At 68.4% G+C, this 22019-nt stretch carries 19 protein-coding genes and 1 riboswitch; of the genes, 5 read left to right on the top strand and 14 right to left on the bottom strand.

Features of this window, described 5'->3' with window-relative positions:
- Nucleotides 1-51: 51 nt before the first annotated feature.
- On the bottom strand, nucleotides 52-810 hold the full coding sequence (gene bcsS, locus ACV959_RS17370) for a cellulose biosynthesis protein BcsS (protein WP_475737799.1): 759 nt from the start codon (nucleotides 808-810) through the stop codon (nucleotides 52-54).
- A gap of 220 nt (nucleotides 811-1030) precedes the next feature.
- A complete protein-coding gene (locus ACV959_RS17365) occupies nucleotides 1031-1864 on the bottom strand; it encodes an alpha/beta hydrolase (protein ID WP_475737798.1) in 834 nt (277 codons plus the stop codon).
- Between the two features lie 135 nt (nucleotides 1865-1999).
- Between ACV959_RS17365 and ACV959_RS17360 the strand changes: the two genes are divergently transcribed.
- From ACV959_RS17360 to ACV959_RS17345, 4 genes are all read left to right on the top strand, one after another.
- A complete protein-coding gene (locus ACV959_RS17360) occupies nucleotides 2000-3202 on the top strand; it encodes a glycosyltransferase family 4 protein (protein ID WP_475737797.1) in 1203 nt (400 codons plus the stop codon).
- Between the two features lie 193 nt (nucleotides 3203-3395).
- Entirely contained in the window at nucleotides 3396-5255 is a 1860-nt protein-coding gene (locus tag ACV959_RS17355) for a cation:proton antiporter domain-containing protein (protein ID WP_475737796.1), read from the top strand.
- Between the two features lie 172 nt (nucleotides 5256-5427).
- Nucleotides 5428-6069 (top strand): S24 family peptidase, encoded by a 642-nt coding sequence (locus ACV959_RS17350; protein WP_475737795.1) that lies wholly within the window; start codon nucleotides 5428-5430, stop codon nucleotides 6067-6069.
- Between the two features lie 67 nt (nucleotides 6070-6136).
- Nucleotides 6137-7204 (top strand): cytochrome-c peroxidase, encoded by a 1068-nt coding sequence (locus ACV959_RS17345; RefSeq protein WP_475737794.1) that lies wholly within the window; start codon nucleotides 6137-6139, stop codon nucleotides 7202-7204.
- A gap of 58 nt (nucleotides 7205-7262) precedes the next feature.
- Here ACV959_RS17345 and gcvPB read toward each other — a convergent pair whose 3' ends face one another.
- The 4 genes from gcvPB to gcvT are packed head-to-tail and all read right to left on the bottom strand — an operon-like array spanning nucleotide 7263 to nucleotide 11670.
- Complete coding sequence (gcvPB, locus tag ACV959_RS17340) at nucleotides 7263-8789, bottom strand: aminomethyl-transferring glycine dehydrogenase subunit GcvPB (RefSeq protein ID WP_475737793.1); 1527 nt, start codon at nucleotides 8787-8789, stop codon at nucleotides 7263-7265.
- The gene (gene gcvPA, locus ACV959_RS17335) at nucleotides 8789-10129 is read right to left on the bottom strand and encodes an aminomethyl-transferring glycine dehydrogenase subunit GcvPA (protein WP_475737792.1); all 1341 of its coding nucleotides are present in this window, start codon (nucleotides 10127-10129) and stop codon (nucleotides 8789-8791) included. The genes gcvPB and gcvPA overlap by 1 nt, the downstream gene beginning before the upstream one ends.
- 22 nt (nucleotides 10130-10151) lie before the next feature.
- The gene (gene gcvH / locus ACV959_RS17330) at nucleotides 10152-10526 is read right to left on the bottom strand and encodes a glycine cleavage system protein GcvH (RefSeq protein ID WP_475737791.1); all 375 of its coding nucleotides are present in this window, start codon (nucleotides 10524-10526) and stop codon (nucleotides 10152-10154) included.
- Between the two features lie 10 nt (nucleotides 10527-10536).
- Nucleotides 10537-11670, bottom strand: coding sequence for a glycine cleavage system aminomethyltransferase GcvT (gcvT, locus tag ACV959_RS17325; protein ID WP_475737790.1), 1134 nt, complete (start codon nucleotides 11668-11670; stop codon nucleotides 10537-10539).
- Between the two features lie 180 nt (nucleotides 11671-11850).
- A riboswitch (glycine riboswitch) is annotated at nucleotides 11851-11940 on the bottom strand.
- Between the two features lie 158 nt (nucleotides 11941-12098).
- Here gcvT and ACV959_RS17320 point away from each other — a divergent pair.
- Nucleotides 12099-14132 (top strand): hypothetical protein, encoded by a 2034-nt coding sequence (locus ACV959_RS17320; protein ID WP_475737789.1) that lies wholly within the window; start codon nucleotides 12099-12101, stop codon nucleotides 14130-14132.
- Between the two features lie 17 nt (nucleotides 14133-14149).
- Here ACV959_RS17320 and ACV959_RS17315 read toward each other — a convergent pair whose 3' ends face one another.
- The 8 genes from ACV959_RS17315 to ACV959_RS17280 form a co-directional block, all read right to left on the bottom strand.
- Nucleotides 14150-14314: a hypothetical protein gene (locus ACV959_RS17315; RefSeq protein WP_475737788.1), complete on the bottom strand. Its 165-nt coding sequence runs from the start codon at nucleotides 14312-14314 to the stop codon at nucleotides 14150-14152.
- The gene (gene msrA, locus ACV959_RS17310) at nucleotides 14311-14994 is read right to left on the bottom strand and encodes a peptide-methionine (S)-S-oxide reductase MsrA (RefSeq protein WP_475737787.1); all 684 of its coding nucleotides are present in this window, start codon (nucleotides 14992-14994) and stop codon (nucleotides 14311-14313) included. Before msrA ends, ACV959_RS17315 begins: the two co-directional genes overlap by 4 nt.
- Before the next feature lie 10 nt (nucleotides 14995-15004).
- The gene (msrB, locus tag ACV959_RS17305; protein ID WP_475737786.1) at nucleotides 15005-15556 is read right to left on the bottom strand and encodes a peptide-methionine (R)-S-oxide reductase MsrB; all 552 of its coding nucleotides are present in this window, start codon (nucleotides 15554-15556) and stop codon (nucleotides 15005-15007) included.
- 71 nt (nucleotides 15557-15627) lie between these two features.
- Entirely contained in the window at nucleotides 15628-17445 is a 1818-nt protein-coding gene (gene mutL, locus ACV959_RS17300; RefSeq protein ID WP_475737785.1) for a DNA mismatch repair endonuclease MutL, read from the bottom strand.
- Between the two features lie 34 nt (nucleotides 17446-17479).
- Nucleotides 17480-17965: an NfeD family protein gene (locus ACV959_RS17295; protein WP_475737784.1), complete on the bottom strand. Its 486-nt coding sequence runs from the start codon at nucleotides 17963-17965 to the stop codon at nucleotides 17480-17482.
- A gap of 51 nt (nucleotides 17966-18016) precedes the next feature.
- Nucleotides 18017-19003: an SPFH domain-containing protein gene (locus ACV959_RS17290; RefSeq protein ID WP_475737783.1), complete on the bottom strand. Its 987-nt coding sequence runs from the start codon at nucleotides 19001-19003 to the stop codon at nucleotides 18017-18019.
- Between the two features lie 74 nt (nucleotides 19004-19077).
- Complete coding sequence (locus ACV959_RS17285; RefSeq protein ID WP_475737782.1) at nucleotides 19078-20139, bottom strand: AMP-dependent synthetase; 1062 nt, start codon at nucleotides 20137-20139, stop codon at nucleotides 19078-19080.
- Nucleotides 20136-21980 carry an extracellular solute-binding protein gene (locus tag ACV959_RS17280; RefSeq protein WP_475737781.1) on the bottom strand — a complete coding sequence of 615 codons (1845 nt, stop codon included), beginning with the start codon at nucleotides 21978-21980 and terminating at the stop codon, nucleotides 20136-20138. Before ACV959_RS17280 ends, ACV959_RS17285 begins: the two co-directional genes overlap by 4 nt.
- Nucleotides 21981-22019 lie beyond the last annotated feature (39 nt).

The following is a 22019-nucleotide window of genomic DNA, read 5'->3' as shown; positions in this document are numbered from 1 at the left end:
CTGAAAGCCGCGTTAACGTTGTTCGTCGGGCGTTTACCCAAGCGCGGCGGCCTAGAACGTCAGCCGCGTGTCGACGGTCCCGTAGAGCCCGCCGCCGCGGACGCGGTCGTTGAGGAAGCCCAGCGCCACGCCGAATTGCGCCATGCCGAGCCTCATGCCGGTGACATGGCCGCCGAGGCGCCACTGGGTGAAGAAGTTGTCGCCGAGCGCGCCGACCTCCGGACCGACGAAGACGCCTTTCGCGAAGGCCATGCCGAATTTGAGGCGCGTGTAGTAGGAGTTGAAGTTCGTCGAATAGGAGCCGACGCCCGCGATCATGGTCGAGTCGGTCGGCGTCACGTAGAAGTCGGTCGCGACCTTGAGGCCGGCGCTCGTGCCCTTCGCCTGGTTGTTCGGATCGTTGGGGCTGATCGTGGTGTTGACGATCTCGCCGCCTGCGTAAAGGGCGACGGTCGCGCGCTTGAACACCCATTCGTAACCCATCATCATCGCGCCGCCGACCAGCGTGCCGTTAACCTTGCCGACGTCCGTCGAGTTGTAGGTGTAGGTGCCAACGATCGCGCTGCCGCGCACGCGCCAGCCGCTTCGGTCCATCGGCGTGAAGGGCGCGATGGTGCCGATGAACGCGGCCGAATAGGCGGCCTGACTCGTGCCGTCGAGCGCGATGTCGAGGGTGGCGCGCGGGGCCCTGGGCACGGGCGGGCCGTCGGTCGGGACGCCCGTATACCAGTCCGCCGCCTGGGCGGCGGCGCCGAAGGTCATCGCGATCGCCGAAGCGACGATGAACGTCAGGGTACGGGACGCTCGCATCTTCTAGACAACTCATTTGTCTGTGGGGCGCCTGCCCGCCCCGACCGCATCTGGCGCCGATCATGGCGACTTCCGACGGGACCAGAGTTGCTTTACGGCTCTTAACAAAATGATGCGCTTTAGCGAGAAGGGCCTCTTATGCCTAAGGGAAATTAAATCTCTGGATCGCGCGTTAAGAGAATGCGCCGCCGCTGAAACCCTCTGCGGGAGGCCGGCGATTTCACAGCGGCAGGCGGGTTTGCGGCGCGGGCCGGCCTTGCGCGCTCATCAGTTCGACCGTTGCGCCGAGCTGGGCGAGATCCTGCGCGCGGGACAGGCGATGGTCGCCGTCGGCGATGAAGGTAAGCGTCACGGGATCGGCGGAGAGATGTTCGACGAGCGTCAGGGCGTGGCGCCAGGGGACGTCCGGGTCGGCCATGCCCTGCAGGATATGAACGGGGGCGTGTGTTCGGATGACCCCGCCGAGCAGGAGGCGCTTGCGTCCATCCTCGATCAGGCGGCGCGTGATCGGCGTGGGATCGGGCGAATATTGCGACGCGCGCCGCCACGCGCCCGTCTCCGTGATCTCGCGCCGCGCCGCTTCGTCGAGATTTTTCCATATGAGTTCCTCGGTGAAGTCGACCGCCGGGGCGAGCAGAACGAGCCCGGCGAGCCGGTCCTGCGCGCCTTTTTCGGCGAGGCGTCTCGCGAGGAGAAGCGCGATCCAGCCCCCCATGGAACTGCCGACGAGAATTTGCGGCCCTTGCGTCGAGCGTTCGAAAACCGCCTCGGTTTGGACGAGCCAGTCGCCGACGCACCCGTCCTCGAAGCGTCCGCCGGACGCCCCATGGCCGGAATAGTCGAAGCGCAGAAAAGCCCGGCCGCGCGCCCGCGCCCAGTCGTCGAGATAGCCGGCCTTGGTCGAGGCCATGTCCGAGGCGAAGCCGCCGAGCCAGACGATCCCCGGAAGGGCGGCGCCGGCGTCCGCCGCGCGCCGCAACCGCCGCGCGATGCGCCAGGGCGCGCCGCCTGCGGGGTCGGCGACGTCGAGGAAATCGAGTTCCGTTTCGCTCAAGCCGGACTCTCCCGGAAAATGCGCGCTTCAAGCCCGCGCGATTGAATTTCTTCGGATCGCTCATAGTTGGTAAATAATCTCGAAAGAGAATGCGAGCGTTCGCAAAAACGGAAAGGCCGCTCGTAAGTCTTCGCCATGTCCCATGCGCTCGCCCCTCTCGCCGCCGCCGACCAGTCACTGGCCGGCAGGACGGTGTTGCAGATCGTGCCCGACCTTCAGTCGGGCGGCGCCGAGCGCGCGACCATCGACATGGCGGAGGCGCTTGCCCAGGCCGGCGGCCGCAGTCTCGTCGCCTCGCGCGGCGGGCGCATGGTGAGCGAACTTCAGTCGAAGGGCGGCGTCTGGATTCCCTTTCCCGCCGCGACCAAAAATCCCATCGCCATGGCGCTCAATTCGGTGCAGCTCGCGCGGATCATTCGCGACGAGGGCGTCGAGATCGTCCATGCCCGCTCGCGAGCCCCCGCCTGGGTCGCCTATTTCGCCACCCGCCAGACTGGCGCAAAATTCCTCACGACCTACCACAGCGCCTATTACGGCGCGTCCGGGGTCAAGCTGCGCTACAACGGCATCATGGCGTCGGGCGACGCGGTCATCGCCATCTCCGAATTCGCCGCGCGGCGCATCCGCGAACTGCATCCCGAGGCCGCGGATCGCGTTGTGGTCATTCCCCGCGGCGCGGATTTGCGCGCCTTTTCGCCCGCCGCCGTTTCTCCGGCGCGCGTGCATCGGTTGCGGATGGAATGGGGCGTCGCGCCGCATGAGCGGATCGTGATGCTGCCCGCGCGACTGGCCGCGCGCAAGGGTCATGCGGTGATGATCGACGCCGCGAAGCGGCTTGCCGCCGGGGGGGCTGGCGACCTGCGCGTTCTTTTCGTCGGCGACGCCCATAGCGACAGTTTCCGTCGCAGCGTCGAAACGCAGATCGCGCGGGCGGGCCTCGCGGGTCTCGTGCGGAATGTCGGCCATTGCGAGGATATGCCCGCCGCCTATCTCGCCGCGGCGGTCGTCGTCGCGCCCTCCACCGAGCCCGAAGCCTTCGGACGCGCCGCGATCGAGGCGCAGGCGATGGGCGCGCCGGTCATCGTCTCGGACATCGGCGCCTCGCCCGAAATCGTGCGGACGCCGCCGGATTGTCCGCTCACTCAGGCCACCGGCTGGCGGACGCCGCCCGGCGACGCCGCCGCGCTCGCACGAGCGATCGGCGAGGCCCTTTCCCTGACGGCTTCGGCGCGCGAGGAGATGTCGCTGCGCGCCCGCGCCAACGTGCACATGCGTTTTTCCGTGGAGCAGATGCAGCGCGCGACGCTCGACGTCTACAAGCGCCTGCTCGGCCTTTGAATTGCGTCCGCATTGCGGCGAACGCCCGCGTCCGGGGCGCGGGCGCCGCGCCCTGGACGGAAGAAAGCGCGCGGTCCGTCCGGGCGGCGTTGTTTTGTGCGCGCCGCGACGGGGGTTCTTGCCCGATCGCGCTAGCAAAGGTCGTCCCGGCCTTTACATTCGTCGTGTCGAATCAGCGCGCGCCGGAGGTTTCGTGGGGGAGAATCCGTTACATCTCGAGTCGTATCGCGAGGCGCTGGTCTTTCTCGCCACGGCGGGACTCGTCGTGCCGCTCTTCCACCGGCTGCGCGTCAGCCCGGTTCTCGGATTCCTCCTCGCCGGCGCCGCGCTCGGCCCGCATGGGCTCGGGCGCTTCGCGGCTGCCGACAACTGGGTTTCGTTCTTCACGATCACCGACGTGCGGGGCGTCTCCGAACTCGCGGAGTTCGGGCTCGTCTTTTTACTGTTCATGATCGGCCTCGAACTGTCCTGGGAGCGCCTCGCGCGCCTGCGGCGGCTGGTGTTCGGTCTCGGCCTCGCGCAGGTCGTCGTCTGTTCCGCCGTCCTCGCGGCGATCGGCCATTTCCGCTTCGGCGTCGATCCCGCCCCCGCGATCCTGATGGGGATCGCGCTCGCCATGTCGTCGACGGCCGTGGTCATGCCCGTGCTGTCCGAGGGCCGGCGGGTCAACAAGACGCCGGGACGCGTCGCCTTTTCGGTCCTGCTGCTGCAGGATCTGATGGTGGCGCCGGCGCTGTTTTTCGTCTCCGTCCTCGCGAGCTCGAAGGACGGCTTCAGCGCCTTGCAGGCGGTCTCCGCGTTTCTTCCGGCCATCCTCGCGCTCGCCGGCCTCATCGTCGTCGGCCGGCTGCTGCTGCGCCCGCTGTTTCGTCTCGTCGCCTCGGTTCAGCTCACCGAACTCTTCATGGCGGCCTGCCTGCTCGTGGTGATCGGCGAGGCGCTGGTCACGGCGGCGGCCGGCCTTTCCATGGGCCTCGGCGCCTTCATCGCCGGGCTCCTGCTGGCGGAGACGGAGTTCCGCCGCGAGATCGAGGTCACGATCGAGCCCTTCAAGGGCCTGCTGCTCGGCCTGTTTTTCGTCTCGGTCGGCGCGGGGCTCGACATCGGCGCGGTCGTGGCCGACCCCGCGCCGGTTTTCCTGAACGCCTTCGGGCTCATCGCCGTAAAGGCGGCGATCATTTTCGCGCTCGCGCTTGTGTTCCGCATCGACCGGGGGCCGGCGGGGGAGGCGGCGATGCTGCTCGCGCCGGGCGGCGAATTCGCCTTCGCCCTGCTGACGTCGGCCATGGGCGCCGGCGTGCTGCCGGGCCATTTCGGCGCCGACGCCATGGTGGTGGTGACGCTCAGCATCTTCGCCATTCCCTTCCTGGGGCGTCTCGGCGCGCGTCTGTCGCGGCCGGCCGAGCGCGGGGATGAGGCGGCGCAGTTCGCCCATCTCGCGCCCGAGGGGGCCATCGCCGAGGGTCGGGTCGTCATCGTCGGATTCGGACGCATCGGCAGTCTCGTGGGCGAAATGCTGGAGCGCCACGAGGTTCCCTTCGTCGCGGTGGAGAACGTCGTTTCCATCGTCGACGCGGGCCGCGCCCGGGGCGTGGAGATCTACTGGGGCAATGCGACGCGGCGGGATTTTCTGCTGCGTTGCGGCCTGGAGCAGGCGCGCGCCCTCGTCGTCACGGTCGAGAACGCGCCCGCGGTCGAGGAGATCGTCCGTCTCGCGCACGAGATCAGGAGCGACCTCGTGATCGTGGCGCGCGCCCGCGACGCCCGCCATGCGACTGAGCTTTACCGCCTCGGCGCCAGCGATGCGATTCCTGAGACGATCGAAGCGAGCCTCCAGCTTGCCGAAACCGTGCTCGTCGATGTCGGCGTGCCCATGGGCTACGTCATCGCCTCGATTCACGAGAAGCGGGACGAATTTCGCAAAATCCTTCAGCCGACGGGCGAAGAGGCGCGGGCGCGCCAGACCGAACGCCGCAACAAAATCAAGCGGGAGCAAACCCGCCGCCGCATATCGGGGCGTCCCGGCGCGAGCGAGGCTCAAGAAGAAGCATAGCAAAGGAGCGCGCGCGACAAGGGTGTTCGCCGCCCGGGAGTTTTGCGTCCGGCTCACGGCAAAGCTGTAGCTAAACCTCAATACTTCGAATTATTTTTGGCGATTGCATCCGCTTTCCGAAGGATATATTCCTTCATGTAGGAAATATATCCATCATCCTGATTGGACTCTCATGTCGAACGCACTCTCCCATTCGCAGATCTGGGCCGCGATCGACGCGCTCGGCGAGCGCTACGGCCTCACGCCGTCGGGCCTTGCGCGCAAGGCGGGGCTCGATCCCACGACCTTCAACCGTTCCAAGCGCGAGACGCCGGAGGGGCGCCAGCGCTGGCCCTCGACTGAATCGATCGCAAAGGTGCTTCAGGCCACCGGGGCCAGCCTGGACGAATTCATGGCGCTGGTGTCCGCCAACAGCGGCGCCGCGCGGCGCCGCACGCGGCCGCTCATCGGCCTCGCGCAGGCGGGCGAAGGCGGCTTTTTCGACGATGCAGGCTTCGCGACCGGCGCGGGCTGGGACGAGATCGACGTGCTCGCGGACGCCGACGAACATTCCTATGCGCTTGAAATCGCGGGAGATTCCATGGCGCCGCTGTATCGCGACGGCGACATTGTGATCGTCTCGCCCGCGGCGCCCGTGCGGCGCGGCGACCGCGTCGTGGTCAAGACGACCGACGGGGAGATCATGGCCAAGGAGCTCAAGCGCCAAACGGCGCGCACGGTCGAATTGCGCTCGATCAATCCCGCCTATCCCGACCGCGTCATTCCGCGCGAGGAGGTGAGCTGGATCGCGCGCATTTTATGGGCGAGCCAGTGAGGCGCCGCCCAAGAGCTGTGCTATAAATCGAATCTCCTGGCCGCCATTTCCGAACGTGGGTCAAAACATGCGTCAATCCCTGATCGGTTCTCTTTTCATGTTCCTGTCGCTTGGCGCGGGCACCACTCTGGCGGCGGACGCTCTGCGAGACCAGGCGAAGGGCCTGTTCGAACCCATTCCGAAAACCGCCCCGGCGCTGCCCGACAATCCGTCTACGCCCGAAAAGCTCGCGCTCGGCAAGATGCTCTTCTTTGAACCGCGCCTCTCCGACAACCGCGATCTCTCCTGCGCCACCTGCCACAATCTGAGCATGGGCGGCGTCGACGGCGGCGCGCTCTCGGGCGGCCACAACGCCCGGCTGGCCGGGCGCGAGGTGCAGACGGTGCTCAACGCCGTCTTCAACAAGTCGCAGTATTGGGACGGCCGTGCTTCCGACCTGAAGGACCAGGTGGTGAATTCCGTCATGGCCAACCCCAAGGCCATGCTGAAAACGCGCGGCGGCCCGATGGCGATCAACCCGACCGAACTCGCCGCGACGAAACGGCGCGAGATCGAGCAGCTCAAGGCGATCCCCGGCTATGTCGAGGCATTCAGGAAGGCCTTCCCCCAGGACGCCGATCCGATGGTCTACGACAATATCGGCCGCGCCATCGCCCTGTTCGAGGCCACGCTGATCACGCCCGACGCGCCCTTCGACCGCTGGCTGACGGGCGACGACGCTGCGCTGACGGACGAGCAGAAGGCGGGCCTGAAGCTCTTCGTCGACAAGGGCTGTGCGAGCTGCCACAACGGAATCAACATTGGCGGCGCGAGCTACGCCAAATTCGGCGTCGTCGCCAGCCCCGCGCCCGAGCATCTGCCGGCGGAGGACGTCGGCCGCTACGCCGTCACCCGGTCGAACGCCGACCGCTATGCCTTCAAGACGCCGTCGCTGCGCAATGTCGAGCTGACCGCGCCCTATTTTCACTCGGGCTCGACCTTCGATCTGGACAAGGCCGTGACGGTAATGGCGGAAGCCCAGCTCGGCGCGAAGCTCACGAGCGACGAAACGGCGAAGATCGTCGCCTTCCTGAAGTCGCTCACCGGCAAGCAGCCCGAGATCGTCCTGCCGGTCCTGCCGCCGCGCACGCAATGAGGCGCGGCCCGGCAATGAAAAACGAGGGGCGGGTTCGAAAGAGCCCGCCCCTTTTTTCTTACGTCTCGCTCCAGCGCAACACGGGCTTTCTCGCCGCGAGCGTCTCGTCGACGCGCCGTCGCGGCGCATGGCGCGGCGCCTGCGTGAAGCGCGCCGTGTCGCCCGCTTTCGCGCTTTTCGCCAGATCGCGCAGCGTCGCGATGAAGAGATCAAGCGAGGCTTTCGACTCGGATTCCGTCGGCTCGATTAGCATGGCGCCATGCACGACGAGCGGGAAATACATCGTCATCGGATGATAGCCCTCGTCGATCATCGCCTTGGCGAAATCGAGCGTCGACACGCCGGAGCCTTTCAGCCAGGCGTCGTCGAACAGAACTTCATGCATGCAGACGCGGTCGCCGAAGGGCTGAGTCATCACGTCGCGCAACGAGGCGCGGATGTAATTCGCCGACAGCACGGCGTCCTTCGACGCCTGCGCCAGGCCGTCGGCGCCATGCGCGAACATGTAGGCGAGCGCGCGCACGAACATGCCCATCTGTCCGTGGAACGCCGTCATGCGGCCGAAGCTTTGCGTCCCTTCCGCATGTTCGACAAGTTCGAGCCGATCGCCCGATCTGCGGATGAAGGGCACGGGCGCGAAAGGCGCGAGACGTTCGGAGAGCACGACCGGGCCGGCGCCCGGCCCGCCGCCGCCATGGGGCGTCGAGAAGGTCTTGTGCAGATTGATGTGCATGGCGTCGACGCCGAAATCGCCGGGCCGGGCGACGCCCGCGATGGCGTTGAAATTCGCGCCGTCGCAGTAAAAATAGGCGCCTGCCTCGTGCAGCGCCTCCGCGATTTCGACGATCTCGCGCTCGAACAGACCGCAGGTGTTGGGGTTCGTGAGCATGATCGCGGCGACGTCGGGACCGAGCGCCTCGCGCGCCGCCTCGACGCGCACCGTTCCATCCGCCGCGGCCGGCACGACGCGCACGGAGAAGCCGAGCAGCGCCGCGGTCGCCGGATTGGTGCCGTGCGCGGATTGGGGAATGAGCACGACATTGCGCGTCGCGCCTTCGCCTCTTGCCGCGATCGCGGATTTGATCGCCATCATGCCGCACAATTCGCCGTGCGCGCCGGCCTTTGGCGACAGGGCCACGGCGTGCATGCCGGTGAGCGTCATGAGCCAGTCGCCGAGCGTTTGCATCAGCTCCAGCGCGCCCTGCGCCGTGGATTGCGGCTGCAAAGGATGAACGTCCGCGAAACCCTCGAAGCGCGCGATCTTCTCGTTGAGGCGCGGATTGTGTTTCATCGTGCAGGAGCCGAGCGGATAAAGGCCCGCGTCGATCGAATAATTCTTGCGCGACAGGCGCACGTAATGACGCATGGCCTCCGGCTCGGTGAGGCCGGGAAGGCCGATGGCGTCCTTCCGCGCGAGCCCGCCGAGGCGGGTTTCGACGGTCGGCGGTTCGTCGACGTCGACGCCCGTCGCGTCGGCGCGGCCGATCTCGAAGAGAAGGGGTTCTTCCTGGTCGAGCGCGCGATTGCCGGTGAAGGTGTCCGGCGCGTCGCCGATGTCGTCGAGATGATCGGGGCGGTCCAGCATCACAGCGCTCCTTCCAGCGCGGCGACGAAGGCCGCGCGATCTTCAGGCGTGTTGATCTCCGTGCTGGCGACGACGAGCAGATCGTCGAGACCCGCCTTCGGCAAGAGACGCGAGACGGGAACGCCGGCGAGCACGCCTCTCTCCGCCATCTTCTCAACGAGCGCGGCGGCGTCGCCCTTCACCTTTAGCGTGAATTCGTTGAAGAAGGTTTCGTTGAGCACCTTCGCGTTCGGAACGCGCGCCAGCAACTGCGCAAGCTCCACGGCGTTGGCGTGGTTGAGCCGCGCGAGCCGCGTCAGGCCCGCCGCGCCGAGCAACGTCAGATGAATGGTGAAGGCGAGCGCGCAGAGCCCCGAATTGGTGCAGATGTTCGACGTCGCCTTGTCGCGGCGAATGTGCTGCTCGCGCGTCGACAGCGTGAGGACGAAGGAGCGCCGTCCGTCCGCGTCGACGCTCTCGCCGGCGAGGCGACCGGGCGTCTGGCGCAGATAGTCGTGGCGCGTCGCGAAGAGGCCGACATAGGGGCCGCCGAAATTCAGCGCATTGCCGATGGATTGTCCCTCGCCGGCGACGATGTCGGCGCCCATTGCGCCCGGCGCCGTCAGCAGGCCGAGCGACACGGCCTCCGTGAAAACCGCGACGAGCAGCGCGCCATGGCGATGGCAGGCGTCGGCGATTGCCGTCAGATCGCGCAGATTGCCGAAGAAATCCGGCGTTTGCACGACGACGCAGGAAACGGTTTCGTCGATTCTTCCGATGAGATCCTCGTCGCCGGACACATCGGGCGCCATGTCGATAACGTCGTCCTCCGCGAGCCGCGACACGGTGCGAACGACATCGGCGTAGTGCGGATGCAGCCCGCCGGAGATGAGCGCCCTGCGCCGTCTCGTCAGTCGGTGCGCCATCAGTACGGCTTCGGCGGTCGCGGTCGAGCCGTCGTACATCGAGGCGTTCGCGACGTCCATGCCGGTAAGGAGGGCGACCTGCGTCTGGAATTCGAAGAGATATTGCAATGTCCCTTGCGAAATCTCCGGTTGATAGGGCGTATAGCTCGTGAGAAATTCGGAACGCTGGATCAGATGATCGACGCTCGCCGGCACATGATGCCTGTAGGCGCCGGCCCCGACGAAGAAGGGAACGCGCCCCGCGGGCGTGTTGCGCGCGGAAAGGCGGGAGAAAATGCGCTCGACCTCAAGCTCCGACTTGTGGCGCGGCAGATCGAGCGGTTCTTTCAGCAGCGTCGACGCGGGGGCGTCCGCGTAGAGATCCTCGATCGTTGCGACGCCGATCGTCGCGAGCATCGCGGCTCTGTCGGCCTCGGACAATGGATGATAGCGCATCTCTCGCCGTCCTTTCTCGACGCTACAGCGTCTTCACGAAATCCGCATAGGCGGCTTCGTCCATCAGCGTTTCAATTTCGCCGGCGTTCTCCACGCGCAGCTTCACGAGCCAGCCGCCGGCGAGCGGCGCCTCGTTGACGAGCGCGGGCTTGTCGGCGAGTTCGGCGTTCGCCTCGATCACTTCGCCCGAGACCGGCGCGTAAACTTCGCTCGCCGCCTTCACGCTCTCGATGACGGCGAGTTCGGCGCCTTTTGCGACCTTCTTGCCGACCTTCGGCAGGTCGACAAAGACGATGTCGCCGAGCTGCGCCTGCGCATAATCGGATATTCCGACGACGGCGACCTCGCCGTCGAGACGCACATATTCGTGATCCTTGGTGAAACGCGGCGCGCTCATGCGGTTTCCTTCAGTTCTGCGGTTTGAAATAGCGATGCGGGACGAAAGGCAGCGGCGCGACCGCCACTTCGATGCGGCTCCCGCGCAGCTCCGTCGCAAGAGCCGCGCCGGGCGCGGCGTGGGCGCGGGCGACATAGCCCATGGCGATCGGCCGTTGCAGCGTCGGCGCGAAGCCCCCGGAGGTCACATGGCCCACGACTTCGCCGCCTGGCGCAAAAAGCGTCGCGCCTTCGCGCACCGGCGCTTTCGATTGCGGCAGGAGCCCCACGCGCAGCCGCGCCGGGCCGTCGCGCAAGGCCGCAGCGATGCGCGCGAAGCCGGGAAAGCCGCCTTCCGCGCGCCGCCTTTTGCCGATCGACCACGCGAGCGCCGCCTCCACGGGATCGGTCGACTCGTCGAGATCGTGGCCGTAGAGCGGCAGGCCCGCCTCGAGCCGCAGCGCGTCGCGCGCGCCGAGCCCGACGGGGGCGACGTCGCCGTTTTCGAGAAGGCGCGTCACGAAGGATTCCGCGCGCTCCGTACGAAGGGAAATTTCGAAGCCGTCCTCGCCGGTGTAGCCGCTGCGTGAGACGAAGACGCTCGATGCGCCGTCGTCGAAGGCGCGCCAGCTCATGAAGGGCATGTCCTCGGCGCCGGGGAGGAGGGCGCCGAGGACGCTGGCCGCGCGCGGCCCCTGAAGGGCGATCAGCGCGCGGTCGAGAACCGCGAGATCGGCTTGCGGCAGCGCCGTCCGGATCAGCTCGAAATCGGCCGCCTTGCGCGCGGCGTTGGCGACGAGAAAGAGCCGCTCCTCGACGCCCGGCAGGCGCGTGACCATCAGATCGTCGAGAATGCCGCCGTCGGAGCCGAGAAACTGCGTGTAGCGCGTGCGGCCGGGGGCGAGGCCAGCGAGATCGGCGGGGACGAGACTCTCCAGCGCCCGCGCGGCGCCCGCGCCCGAAAGGATCGCCTGGCCCATGTGCGACACGTCGAACAACCCCGCCTTCTCGCGCGTGTGCAGCGTCTCGGCGACGATGCCCGAAGCGTATTGCACCGGCATGTCGTAGCCGGCGAAGGGCGCCATCCGCGCGCCGAGGCGGCGGTGCAGGCCGTCGAGCGGCAAAAGCGCGAGCGGCGCATGGGGAAGGTCGGGCTCAGCGGTCAAGACAGACTCTCCGGCTTTGGGCGCGATGCGCAGGCGGCGGACGTTCCGCTTCCCTGCGCGCCCCCTCTGTCCGGTGACCTGAGAGATTTCCCCGCTTCGCCGCTCAGTCGAGCCGCCTTGCGGGTTACGCCCGTCGGTGGGCGAAGCGCCAAAGGCGCCGCGCCGCTTTCCAGAGTCTCGTTCTTCTTCGCGGTCCTTTGGCCTGAGCGTTTCCGGGGCGGTTTCGCCTTCGGCGCCGGCGCGGAGGCCGAACTCTCCCGCGAAGAAGCTTGCATGTCAGAAGATGTGCCCGATTCGCCGGCGCGTCAAGCGCGCCCCACGCGACATTTGCGCCGAAAGGGCCCGCCCGGCTATTCTTTCGGCGCCTTTCCCCGGCATGGCTGCGGCGCCATGCATGTAATTCGTCAGATAAACGGGCGCTGCGGCTGATGTGGCAGGAGCAGTTCGACTATTTCTGGGACGGCCGACGGCGACTCGCCATCGGCTGTTTCGACGGCGCGGAGCGCGCCCCGGCGCCGTCGGCGCGTCCGGCGCTCACGGTCGTCTCGGCGCGCGACCCAGCCTTCGACTCCGAGGCCGCCCTCGTGGACGTCATCGACGCGGCGCGCTGGCGCGCCGGCGTCGCGCTTCTCGACGTCGCCCCGGAGCACCGTTTCGTTCGCCTCGCGGCCGAGGACGGCGCGGCCGTCACGCTCTATCTCGGCTCGGAACGCGACCAGCCGCCGGGCGGCGAGTATCGTCTTCTGATGACGCTGCTGTCGGAGTCGAATGGCGGAGAGCCCGCCGTTTTCCGGCTCGCGTCGCTTCCGGCGCGCGCCGACGTCGAGCGCCTCGCGCGCGAACAGACGGCGGCGGCGGGCGCGCGGCTCGTCTGGGCCTTCGGTCAGCCCCGCGTCTTCGAGCAGAGTCCGGGCGGCGCGCTGATCGCCCGTCTCGCGCCGGCGCGCCGAATCTTCCCGGCCTATCAGAGCCGCTTGCTGATCGAGGCGCTTCCGCTCGATATGGAGGCGTCGGCCGACACGCGCGACGCGCCTTTCGCGATCATGGCGCATTGGCTGCGCGAAAACGGCGCCCCGCGGCCGACGCTGCGCCTGCGCGTGCCGGACTCGCTCGAGGAGAGCGCGGCGCTTCTGGGCCGCTCCTCCGTGGCGATGGCGCTCAACCAGCGGCGGCGCCTGCGCGGCTGGGTGCAGGAGCAGAAGCAGTCCGGCGAACCCGCCGTCGATCCGCTGACCTTCGACGACATCAGGCAGGCGACGGGCGAGCCGGAGGAGCGTCCGGACGCGGCGGAGACGGGCGATGCGGTCGTGGTCGCCAATCTGCTCAATCTCATTCTCGATCCGGAGTCGCCGGAAGCCGATGGCGTCGCGGTGCGCCGTCTCGTCGAAAAGGCGGGGCCCGGCCTCGGCGAAACGATCGAGATCGACTTCTACGGCGCGGCGCTCGGCGACGACGTCGGGCTCGTCGCGCCGGCCGCGCGGCCCGGCGACATCGGCGTCGCGCCCGCGGACCCCGGCGGGCCGCCCTTCGCGCGGCTCTTTCGCATCGAGGCGGACGGGCTCACGCCGCGCCGCCTCGCCGACGACGATCCCCTGCTCGACGACATGCTGCGTCGCGCCTCGGGCGCGGGCGCGCGGGCGAGCTCGGGCGCCGCCGCCCGCGCCTTTGCCGAGCGCGCCGCCGGACTGAAAGGGCGGCGCGAGAAATTCGTCGCCGGCTTCAACGAGGCGCTGGCCCGCGCGGACATCCCGGCGTCTCTCTCGGCCGCCGGACTCTGGGACGTCTTCGAGCCCCTGCAACTGGCGAGCTTCGCCGCGCTCGCCGCCGCGGCTCCGGCGCCGGCGCGCGCCCTCTTGCGGCAGGCGGGCGGCTATCGGGCCTATGGCGCCGATCCGGCGCTGACGGCCGCGCTTGCGCGCGGCGGGCCATTGGTGGAGGCCTCGCCGGAGCTCCGGGTCGACGGGCGCGCCGCGCCGTCGCTCGCGGCCCGTTTTGCGGCGTCCTGCGGGGCCGAGGGCATGGCGCCGCCGGGGCTCGACGCCGGTGCGCAATTGTCGGCGCTGCGTGCGATGATGCAGGAGGGAGACGTCCTCGCGCTGCGCGCCGCGCGGGTCGGCCTCTCGCCGGACGCCGAGAGTCGCCGCGCCGCCGCTGCGGCCGCGCGTCAACTCGCCGACCAAGGCGGCGTCGAACGGGCCATCGCCCATTTCGAACGTTACCGCGACGCCGGGAGCGCGGCGGCGCTTGCCGAATATCTCGCGGCGCGCCGCGCCGGCCGCTGGATCTCCGCCCAATCGGCGCCGGCCCTTGCGGGGCTCGTCGCACGCGCGGGCGTCGAACGGGAGGAGGCGCAAACTCGCGTCGCCGCCGGCATGACCGCCGCCGCGACCGCGCCGCCGGCGCCGATGGCGTCCGCGCCGGAAAGGCCGAAAGGACTTTTCCGCCGGCTATTCGGCGGGTGAGGCGCGCGCCGACCGGGTCACCGTCGCGTGCGGCCCTTGTGAACGCGGCCCTTGCTCGCGGGCCGCGCTTTCTTGTCGACCGCTTCGCGACGTTTCGATCCGCGCGCCATCGCTTCCGTCGCGCCGGCGTGCGGCGGCCGGGCGTCGTCGAAGGCTCCTTTTCCTTTGCGTGCGTCTTTCATGGCCCGACCCGCGTCGTCAACGCCGGCGCCGCGCGATAGAGCGCCGGGAAAAGTTTCTTCAGGTTCTCGATCTTCGGCAGATCGTTATAGACGACGTAGGGCTGCCCGGGATGACGGATCAGATAGTCCTGATGATAGGCCTCGGCGGGATAGAAACGCGCGAGCGGCTCGATTTTCGTCACGATCGGCGCGTCGAAGGTTTTCGCCGCCGACAGTTGCGCGACATAGGCGCGCGCGACTTTCTCCTGCAAGGGATCGGCCGCGAAGATCGCCGAGCGATACTGGGTTCCTTCGTCGGGGCCCTGGCGGTTCATCTGCGTCGGATCGTGGACGACCGAGAAATAGATCTGCAGCAGCTGGCCGAGGCTCACCTGTTTCGGATCGTAAGCGATCTCGACCGCTTCGGCGTGTCCGGTGTCGCCTTGCGCGACGCGGTCGTAACGCGCGGTTTCCGCCGCGCCCCCTGCATAGCCCGAGACCGCGCGCGCGACGCCTTTCACATGCTGGAAGACGCCCTGCACGCCCCAGAAGCAGCCGCCCGCGACGATGAGCTTTTGTTCCCCTGCGCGCATGGGCGCGGGATCGATGGCGGGCGGCGGCAGGACGACGGCGGGTTCGGCGGCGCGCAATGGCGTCGCGAGAATGGCGAGGGCGGCGAGCGCGAGGACGACGCGTTTCATGGCCGCCGCCTCAGCGCTGTCCGCGCGCGACGAAGCGCAGCGCGACGCCGTTCATGCAATAGCGTAGTCCCGTGGGCTTCGGCCCATCGGCGAAGACATGGCCGAGATGCGCGTCACAGCGCTTGCAGGAGACGGCGACGCGGCGCATGCCGAAGGAATTGTCCGCGCGTTCGACGACGTTGAAGGTCGAGATCGGCGCGAAGAAGCTCGGCCAGCCGGTGCCAGAATCATATTTCGTCTTCGAGTCGAAGAGCGCCGTATCGCAGCAGACGCAGCGGAAGACTCCGTCGTCGTGCGCGTCCCAATAGGGGCCGGTGAAGGCCCGCTCCGTGCCCTCGCGGCGCGTGACCTCATAGGCGAGGGCGGACAGCTGCCCGCGCCAATCGGCGTCCGGCTTCGTCACTTTCTCGACGCGCGCGACGCCGAGGCTCTTGCCCGCGGCGTCGAAGGATTCGATCTCCACCTCGTCGGCGGCGCGGACGGCGCGAGGGACGAGGGAAAACGCGCCGATCGTCGTGATGAAGGTTCGTCGGTTCACCAACCGCTCCCGCCATAACGTCATCGCGGGCGAGTCGGCGCAATGACGGCGTTGTTACGCGACTTAGATAAGCGCGCGGCGCCTCCTCTCAAGCTCTATTTCCGGCCGAACAGCTTTTCGATGTCCGAGAGCTTCAGCTCCACGTAGGTCGGGCGGCCGTGATTGCATTGCGCCGCTCCCGGCGTGGTCTCCATCTCGCGCAGCAGCGCGTTCATTTCCGCCGGGCTCAGACGCCGTCCGGCGCGCACCGAATGGTGGCAGGCGCAGGTCGCGAGCACATGGTCGAGCTTGCGCGACAGGCCGCGCGCGTCGCCCTCTTCGGCGAGAAGATCGGCGATGTCTTCGACGAGTCTCTTGCAGTCGATCTCGCCCAGAATCGCGGGCGCCTCGCGCACCAGCACAGCGCCGGGGCCGAAGGGCTCGATGACGAGGCCGAGCGCCGCGAGTTCGTCGATCGCCGGCGCGAGCGCGTTCATGCGCGCCGAATCGAGATCGACGACGACGGGGATGAGCAGGATTTGCCGAGCGACCCCCGTTTCCGCGCGCTGCTTCTTCAGCTTTTCGTATACGAGCCGTTCATGCGCGGCGTGCTGGTCGACAATCACGAGTCCGTCGCGCGTCTGGGCGATGATATAGGTCTCGTGCAGCTGCGCGCGCGCGGCGCCGAGCGGCGCGTCGTCGATCGCGTCGGTCGCGGGTTCATGCGCGCGGGCCATGGGCGCGCCGGTGTGGAAGGCCGCCTGCGGACGTTCCGAAAAGCCCGGCGGCGCATAGGGCGATTGCGCGACGTCCCAATTGGCGGGCGCGGGCGCGCGATAGCCCGTTTCGCGGCGCGGGCCGTCATGGCGCTGGCCGTCCTGGCGCCGGCCGTCCTGGCGCGCGAGCATGTCGAGCGCCGCGCGCGCGTTGGCGCCGGCGCTGCGGTGGCTGTGCGCGGCGAGCGCCTGTTTCAGCGCGCCGACGACGAGGCCGCGCACGAGGCCGGGATCGGAAAAGCGCACTTCCGCCTTCGCCGGATGCACGTTCACGTCCACGATGCGCGGGTCGCAGTCGACGAACAGCGCGACGACCGGATGCCGGTCCGGGCTGAGAAAATCGAGATAGGCGGCGCGAATGGCGCCGGCGAAGAGCTTGTCGCGCACCGGACGCCCGTTGACATAGACATATTGAAGCTGGGCGTTGCCGCGATTGTAGGTGGGAAGGCCTGCGAGCCCGGCGAGCCGCACCCCCTCGCGTTCGGCGTCGATCTTGAAAGCGTTGGCGCGAAATTCCTCTCCCAGAACCTGCGCGACGCGGCGCGCCATGTCGCCGCCGCAGGCGGGATAATCGACGCGCGCGCCGCTGTCGGCGGAAAGCGAGAAGCGCACGTGCGGATGCGCCATGGCGAGGCGCTTCACGACATCGACGACGGCCGCAGTCTCGGTGCGTTCGGTTTTCAGGAATTTCAGCCGCGCCGGCGTGGCCGCGAAAAGCGCGCGCGCTTCGATCCGCGTGCCGCGCGGCCAGTTGGATGGAGCCAGCGCGCGTTTTTCGCCCGCCTCGACGCGGATCGAATAGCCGTGCGGCGCGTCTGTCGCGCGCGTGTCGATGGCGAGATCGGCGACGGCGCCGATCGAGGGCAGCGCCTCGCCGCGGAAGCCGAGCGTGGCGATATGGGTGAGGTCGCCGTCGGGAATTTTCGAGGTGGCGTGACGTTCGACGGCGAGCGCGAGATCCTGCGCGTCCATGCCGCAGCCGTCGTCGATGACGCGAATGAGCTTGCGGCCGCCTTCCTCGATCGCGACGTCGATGCGCGTCGCGCCCGCGTCGAGCGCGTTCTCGACAAGTTCCTTCACGGCCGAGGCCGGACGCTCCACCACCTCGCCGGCGGCGATGCGGTCGACGAGGATGGGATCGAGGCGGCGGACGGGCATGGGGTAGGTCTATATCGCTCGCGAACGCGCGCCGTCATGGCGCTCCATCGTGGCGAGGAGGCGCGGGCTCCAGCACGAGCGTCAGGTTCTCGATCCCCGCCACGCGCGCGCGGGCGCCGGGGGCGAGTCGGTCGACCGGGGCGTCGCGCGACAGCCGCGCCTCCCAGTCGAGCCCCGACCAGCGCACGCGCCCGCCCTCCTTCGTGACGTCGTGCGTCGTCGTCAATTCGCGGCCGATCAGGTCGCTGCTGCGGTCTTCCTCCACGTCCGCGTTCTGGAAGCGCTGCAGCGGCTTGCGGCCGAAAACCGCGACGAGGAGGCTCAAACCCGCCGCGATCGCCGCGGTTTCGAGGAGCGACGGCCGGGCGCCGGTGACATAGAGGCCGCCGCTCGCAAGGAGCGCGCCGATCGCGACGAACATCAGCGGCGACGTGCCGATCACGACGATGTCGAGCGCCAGCAGAACGAGGCCGGCGACCAGGCTGATCGTGGCCGGATCGAAAAGAAAATCGGGCTCCATGTCGTCACCGAAGTTTGCTTGCGCGACGTTTCCCCGCGATGCGGGGCGTGGTTATTCCTGTCCTCGCCACGGCTGCGGGTTGCGCGCCGCGGGCGGCGGCGCGCCCTTGTTCACGGTGTTCAGCACCGCCATCGCCCTGGCGATCCAGCCGGCGGGGTCGGCGCCGTCGCCCATCAGCACGACGGAATTGCCGGCCTTGGCGAGGCGGCCGTACTGCTCGATCGCCGATTTCGCCACTTCGAGCTGCACGGCCTGGTCGCCGCCCAATTGGGTGATCTGCTGGCGCACGAGTTCGATCGCCTTGGCCTGGCCTTCGGCGCGCAGGATCGCGGCCTGTTTTTCGCCCTCGGCGCGGTTGATCTCGGACTGTTTCACGCCCTCCGACTCCAGCACGGCCGCGCGCTTGTCGCGTTCGGCCTTCATCTGCCGCTCCATCGACTGACGCAGCGACTCCGGCATTTTGATGTCCTTGATCTCGTAGCGCGTCACATGCGCGCCCCACAGTTGCGCCGCGTCCGACACCGCGCGCACGACGCGCTCGTTGATTTCGCTTCTGTTCTCGAAGGTCTTGTCCAGCTCCATCGAGCCGATCGCCGACCGCATGGAAGTTTGCGCGAGATTGACGATGGCGCGGCGGATGTCCTCGGCGCCATAGGCGGCGTCCTTGGCGTTGAGGATCTTGTAATAGAGGATCCCGTCGATGGTGACGGTGGCGTTGTCCTTGGTGATGGCGTCCTGCGCCGGCACGTCGATCACCTGCTCGCGCAGATCGAACGCATAGGCCACGCGCTCCACGACGGGATAGACGAAATTGATGCCGGCGGTCAGCGTGCGGTTGTAGCGCCCCAGCCGCTCGATCACGAGCACGCTCTGCTGGCGCACGAACTTGACCATCGTGGACAGCGCGAGCATCGCCACATAGACGAACCAGAACAGCGGACTGTGCAACAGGCCGAGCGGCAGGCCGAGACCGAAATTGCGGTCGAGGATCAGAAGGCCGAGCGAAACGGCGCCGATCACGAAAAGCGGAAAACCCATGGATTCCTCCGTCGGGACGAATGGATGAAACCGTGCGGCGGGCTGGCGCCGCGCGCCGGGCAATTTCCTGCGCCCTAGGCGCCGCCGCCGTGCGGCGGCGCAAGCGCCGCGCCGGCGATCTCCACCGCGCCGCCGCGGACGCCCAGCTCCAGGATCGAACAGGCGACCTCAGCGTCGATCTTCGGGAGCGGCGCGCCGTTGCGCAGGGCCGCGACCGAAACCAGCGCGCCATTGCCGAGCAGACCGGCGCGGCCGAGGTCCGCGAGCACGCTGGCCGGCGCCACGAGCCGCGCCGGCCCGAGCGCGTCCAGCGTTTCTAGGAAGCGCGCCGCCTTGAACGGGGCGAGGAAATGCAGCGGCGCGCCCGCGAGAAGCGCGGCGAGAGGCCCCGCGACCAGCGCGGCGAGCGAACTCGGCGCGCAGAGCGAAAGGATCGGCGCGTCGCCAGCCGCGCGCGTCGCGCGCACGAGATCGAGCGCCGCGCCGAGCAGTGCGCCCTGGGAGGCGAAATCCACATCGCCGCCGTCGTCGAGCGCCCCGATCCGCGCGCGCTGGTCGGCGCCCCATTCGTCCGAAAGACGCGCGCGCGGCGAGACCGGCGCGTCCAGCATGGCGGGCGAGAAATCCGCCGCGCCGTCGAGCGCGCCGTCGAGGGCGCCGATGAGCCGGATCGACGGCGTCTGGGCGGCGAGCTCCAGCAGCGGAGGCTCGAAGTCGAGGCCGCAGAATTGCGCGGGCGCGAAAACGCCCGCGACGCCGAGCGCTTTCGCCGCCCGCAGGATCGCTGGTCGCCGGTAGGGCAGGGGCAGGGGCGCGAGGACGGGATCCAGTCCGGCGGCGAGCGCGGCGGCGAGCAGGACGAAACCCTGCGTTCCGGGCGGGCAGCAGACGAGAATTTTTTCGCCCGGCGCGAAGCCGAAGCCGCGCAGCCGCGTCAGACAGGCTCCGACGCGCTGATAGAGATCGGCGTAGCTCAGGTCGTCTATGGCGCCGGCGCAGTCGTCCCGGAAGGCGCGCGCGCTGGGGCGCGGCTTCGCGGCGCCGGCGACGAGCGCGTCGAAGCCGAATTGCGTCAGGGGATGCGTGCGGGCAAGCGCCGCGTCTTCGTTTTCGGAAAGGGCGGCGCGGGCGGTCACGGATTTTTTCTCCACCAGCTCTCGAGCGTCGGGCCGAACATCGGCGCCGCATAGCGCGGCAGGCGTTGCGGGCGCTCGATGTCAGTCGAATGCGCGATCCATTGCTCGGAGGCGTGAAACAAGGGAACGACGTAAAAGCCCGAGAGCAGAACGCGGTCGTAGGCGCGCACGGCGGTCACGAAATCCTCGTGCGTCTGCGCGGCGAGCATGGCCGCGATCAGCGCGTCGATGGCGGGCGAGGACGCGCCGGCGAGGTTGAAGGAGGATTCTTGCGCCGCGCTGGCCGAACCCCAGCGCATCCGCTGCTCGTTGCCGGGCGAGGCGGAAGCCAGATACTGGCCGATCATCATGTCGAAGTCGAATTTCTGGCGACGGCGCTGATATTGCACCTCGTCGACGAGCCGCACGCGCGCCTCGACGCCGATGCGGGCGAGAGACGAGGCGTAGTTGAGCGCGAGCCGCTCCTGATTGCGGTCCTTGACCATGATCTCGAAGGAAACCGGAACGCCGTCCTTCATCAGCTGGTCGCCCTCGACGCGATAGCCCGCGGAAGCCAGCAGGTCGAGCGCGCGCCGCGCCATCTCGCGGTCGCGCCCGCTGCCGTCGCTGACCGGCGGGCGCCAGGCGCCCTCCATGATGTCCGTCCGCACGGCGTTGAGATAGGGCGCAAGCAGCAGCCGCTCTTTGTCGCTCGCGGGGCGCCCCGAGGAGGACAGCTCCGACTCGTCGAAGAAACTCTTGGTGCGCGTGTAAAGACCAGCGTAGAGATTCGCGTTCACCCATTCGAAGTCGAACATCATGCCAAGCGCCTCGCGCAGGCGGATGTCCTGAAAGACCGGGCGGCGCGTATTGAAGACGAAGCCCTCGAGCCCCTTGGGAGTGTCGTTCTTGAGCGTTTCCTTGACGATCCGGCCCTCGCGCAGCGCGGGGAAGTCGTAGCCCGTGGACCAGCGCGTCGTCGACGTCTCCTCGCGATAGTCGAGCAGGCCTGCCTTGAAGGCCTCGAAGAGCGAATTGCCGTCTCGGAAATACTGGATGTCGATCTCGTCGAAATTGTAGAAGCCGCGCTGGCTCGCGACGTCCGCGCCCCAATAATTCGGGTCGCGCCGCAGCAGCAGGCGCGCGCCCGCCTTCGCGTCCTCGATGACGTAGGGGCCCGAGCCGATGGGCTTGACGAGCGTCGCGTCCGGGAAACGCTCGACGTCCGTCGCATGCTTGGGCAGCACCGGCATGATGGCGAGAATGAGCGGCAATTCGCGGTCGCCGACGCCGGCGAGGTCGTAGGTCACCGTATGCTCGTCCGGCGCCGCGATCGATTTCACCAGGCCGTAGGCGACGCGCTGCTGCGGCCGTCCCTTCGACTTCAGCAGGTCGAAGGAAAAGAGCACGTCCGCCGACGTGACCGGCTTGCCGTCGGAAAAATGCGCGCGCGGGTCGAGATGGAAGGTCACGCGCGTTCGCGCCGGATCGATGTCGAGCGACTGCGCGATCAGCGGATAGAGCGTGAAGGGCTCGTCCGCCGAGCGCGCCATGAGACCCTGGAAGACGTTGCCGACGAGGCCCTGCGCGGCGGAACCGGATTTGAGGTTGAACGGATTGAGGCTGTCGAAGGTTCCCGCGAGGCCTACGCGCAGCCGGCCGCCTTTTCTCGCCTGCGGATCGGCGTAAGGAAAATGGTCGAAGTCCCTCGGCAGCGCCGGGACGCCATGCACGGCGAGGCCATGGGTGGGCTCGCCGGCGCGCAGCGGCGCCGCAGCGACCGCCGCGGCCAGGCCGGCGGCGAGAGCGAGACTGGATAGGAGAAGCCCGGCCGGGCGCGCGCGAATCGCGAAAAGCGTCATGTCTCAACCATAATCGAACCGATGGCGGCATGAAGCCGG

This window comes from Methylocystis sp. Se48, assembly GCF_056269425.1.
This window is presented reverse-complemented; position numbering and strand designations above follow the sequence as displayed.

Excerpts from the sequence above, each read along its gene's own strand:
- ACV959_RS17360 (WP_475737797.1), top strand. The coding sequence starts at position 2,000 with ATGTCCCATGCGCTCGCCCCTCTCGCCGCCGCCGACCAGTCACTGGCC.
- gcvPA (WP_475737792.1), bottom strand. The coding sequence starts at position 10,129 with ATGCGCTATCATCCATTGTCCGAGGCCGACAGAGCCGCGATGCTCGCG.
- mutL (WP_475737785.1), bottom strand. The coding sequence starts at position 17,445 with ATGCCCGTCCGCCGCCTCGATCCCATCCTCGTCGACCGCATCGCCGCC.
- ACV959_RS17350 (WP_475737795.1), top strand. The coding sequence starts at position 5,428 with ATGTCGAACGCACTCTCCCATTCGCAGATCTGGGCCGCGATCGACGCG.
- bcsS (WP_475737799.1), bottom strand. The coding sequence starts at position 810 with ATGCGAGCGTCCCGTACCCTGACGTTCATCGTCGCTTCGGCGATCGCG.
- msrB (WP_475737786.1), bottom strand. The coding sequence starts at position 15,556 with ATGACGTTATGGCGGGAGCGGTTGGTGAACCGACGAACCTTCATCACG.
- ACV959_RS17280 (WP_475737781.1), bottom strand. The coding sequence starts at position 21,980 with ATGACGCTTTTCGCGATTCGCGCGCGCCCGGCCGGGCTTCTCCTATCC.
- gcvH (WP_475737791.1), bottom strand. The coding sequence starts at position 10,526 with ATGAGCGCGCCGCGTTTCACCAAGGATCACGAATATGTGCGTCTCGAC.
- ACV959_RS17320 (WP_475737789.1), top strand. The coding sequence starts at position 12,099 with ATGTGGCAGGAGCAGTTCGACTATTTCTGGGACGGCCGACGGCGACTC.
- ACV959_RS17345 (WP_475737794.1), top strand. The coding sequence starts at position 6,137 with ATGCGTCAATCCCTGATCGGTTCTCTTTTCATGTTCCTGTCGCTTGGC.
- ACV959_RS17295 (WP_475737784.1), bottom strand. The coding sequence starts at position 17,965 with ATGGAGCCCGATTTTCTTTTCGATCCGGCCACGATCAGCCTGGTCGCC.
- ACV959_RS17290 (WP_475737783.1), bottom strand. The coding sequence starts at position 19,003 with ATGGGTTTTCCGCTTTTCGTGATCGGCGCCGTTTCGCTCGGCCTTCTG.
- gcvPB (WP_475737793.1), bottom strand. The coding sequence starts at position 8,789 with ATGCTGGACCGCCCCGATCATCTCGACGACATCGGCGACGCGCCGGAC.
- ACV959_RS17315 (WP_475737788.1), bottom strand. The coding sequence starts at position 14,314 with ATGAAAGACGCACGCAAAGGAAAAGGAGCCTTCGACGACGCCCGGCCG.
- msrA (WP_475737787.1), bottom strand. The coding sequence starts at position 14,994 with ATGAAACGCGTCGTCCTCGCGCTCGCCGCCCTCGCCATTCTCGCGACG.